Origin of the sequence: Roseomonas chloroacetimidivorans (genome assembly GCF_049629625.1) — a bacterium.
Lineage (GTDB): Bacteria > Pseudomonadota > Alphaproteobacteria > Acetobacterales > Acetobacteraceae > Roseomonas > Roseomonas chloroacetimidivorans.
Map to the genome: position 1 here is coordinate 1 of NZ_JBNBZS010000248.1, position 1,756 is coordinate 1,756.

Annotated in this window: 3 protein-coding genes; all 3 read left to right on the forward strand. The window is 65.7% G+C overall.

The genetic code is table 11. The features are described 5' to 3' along the window. On the forward strand, positions 1-575 hold a 575-nt coding region (locus ACO1BU_RS37120; RefSeq protein ID WP_481133270.1), incomplete at its 5' end, for an SRPBCC family protein. A gap of 11 nt (positions 576-586) precedes the next feature. Continuing rightward, positions 587-1,060 (forward strand): aromatic-ring-hydroxylating dioxygenase subunit beta, encoded by a 474-nt coding sequence (locus tag ACO1BU_RS37125; RefSeq protein ID WP_424140865.1) that lies wholly within the window; start codon positions 587-589, stop codon positions 1,058-1,060. A gap of 7 nt (positions 1,061-1,067) precedes the next feature. Then, the coding region (locus tag ACO1BU_RS37130; RefSeq protein WP_424140866.1) for a 2Fe-2S iron-sulfur cluster-binding protein at positions 1,068-1,756 on the forward strand (689 nt) is incomplete at its 3' end.

Genomic DNA, 1,756 nt, shown 5'->3' on the forward strand with positions numbered 1-1,756 from the left:
TGAACAAGCTGAACATGAAGGGCGGGCTGATCGTCAGCGAGTCCGGCGGAAACCATGTTTCCTACTCCGCCATCGACCGGGAGGCGGAGGCGAGGGCCAAGGCGGCGAATGAGTATGCGGCGCAGAATATCCGTTCGGAGAGTGATTACCGGCTGAAGGACCCGAGCGTGCTGGAGGGACAGGACGAGTTCGGGGATGGCGTGACGCTGCAGATCCTGTCGGTGTTCCCGGGCTTCGTGCTGCAGCAGATCCAGAACTCGCTGGCTGTGCGCCAGGTGGTGCCGCGCGGTGTGGACCGGACGGACCTGCACTGGACCTATATCGGCTTCAAGGACGACACGCCGGAGCTGCGGAAGATGCGGTTGAAGCAGGGCAACCTGATCGGACCGGCGGGTTATGTCTCCATGGAGGATGGCTGCGTGGGCGGCTTCGTGCAGCGCGGTGTTGTTGGCGCGTCCGACCGGCATGCTGTGCTGGAGATGGGCGGATCAGAGGCGAAGAGCACGAGGACGCGGGCGACGGAGGCCTCTGTGCGGGGCTTCTGGAAGGCGTATCGGGAGCATATGGGGCTTTGAGTGCCGTGCTGATGACCCGTTTCCAGATCACCGACATCATGGCGGTGCAGGCGCGTTATGCGCTCTGCATCGATAGCGACCGGTTGGAGGAATGGCCGGAGTTTTTCCTGCCGGATTGCGAGTACCGCATCACCACGGCGGAGAATCATCGATTGGGCTTCGCGGCCGGGATCATCTGGGCCGACAGCCGGGGGATGCTGCAAGACCGCGTCGCGGCGCTGCGGGAGGCCAATATCTATGAGCGGCATTCCTACCGGCATGTGCTCGGCCTGCCGCTGCTGGAGGAGGAGGGGCCGGATGGCGTGCGAAGCGTGACGCCCTTCCTGGTCGCGCGCATCATGCGGGACGGGGCGACGGATCTGTTCGCAACGGGGCGTTATCTCGACCTCTGGCGCGCGGATGATACTGGGACGCCGAAGCTGAAGGAGCGGATCGTGGTCTGCGACAGCTCCCGCGTCGACACGCTTCTGGCTCTGCCGCTGTAGCCGCACGATGGAGTGGACCGTCCAGATCGCCCATAGCGAGCATCGCTTCCCCTGTGGGCCAAAGGAGAGCCTGCTGGAGGCGGCGCAGCGCGCCGGGCTGGAGATTCCCTATTCCTGCCGGCGTGGCGTGTGCATCACCTGTCAGGGCAAGGTGCTGGCGGGATCGGTGGAGGAAGGGGGAAGCGTTCGGTCGGCCGCGGAGAAGGGAGCCTTCGATGCGCTGTTCTGTTCATCGCGGCCGCGCTCGGATGTCACGATCTCGCCGCGGCGCGTTTCCCGGCCTCTCGGGCTGGGGCAGCCGCGCGAGGTGACGGCGCGGGTGTTCCGTAAGCAGGAGATCGCGCCGGGGGTGACGCGGCTGCATCTGCGCTTTCCCATTGGGCAGCGCGTGGCCTTTCGGGCCGGGCAGTACATGGACATCCTTATGCCGGATGGCGTGCGCCGGTCCTATTCCATGGCAAATTCGCCGGGGGAGAGCGACGGGGTGCAGATTCATGTGCGCCAGCATCCCGGCGGTGCATTTTCTGACCAGATGCTCGGGCGGCTTGGGATCGGCGACACGCTGGCGCTGAGCATGCCCTATGGCGATGCCGATCTGGACGGGCGGGATGAACGGCCGCTGATCCTGCTGGCGACCGGGACGGGTTTTGCACCGGTGACCTCGATCCTGGAGGAGGCGGTGCGGAAGCGCTGGAC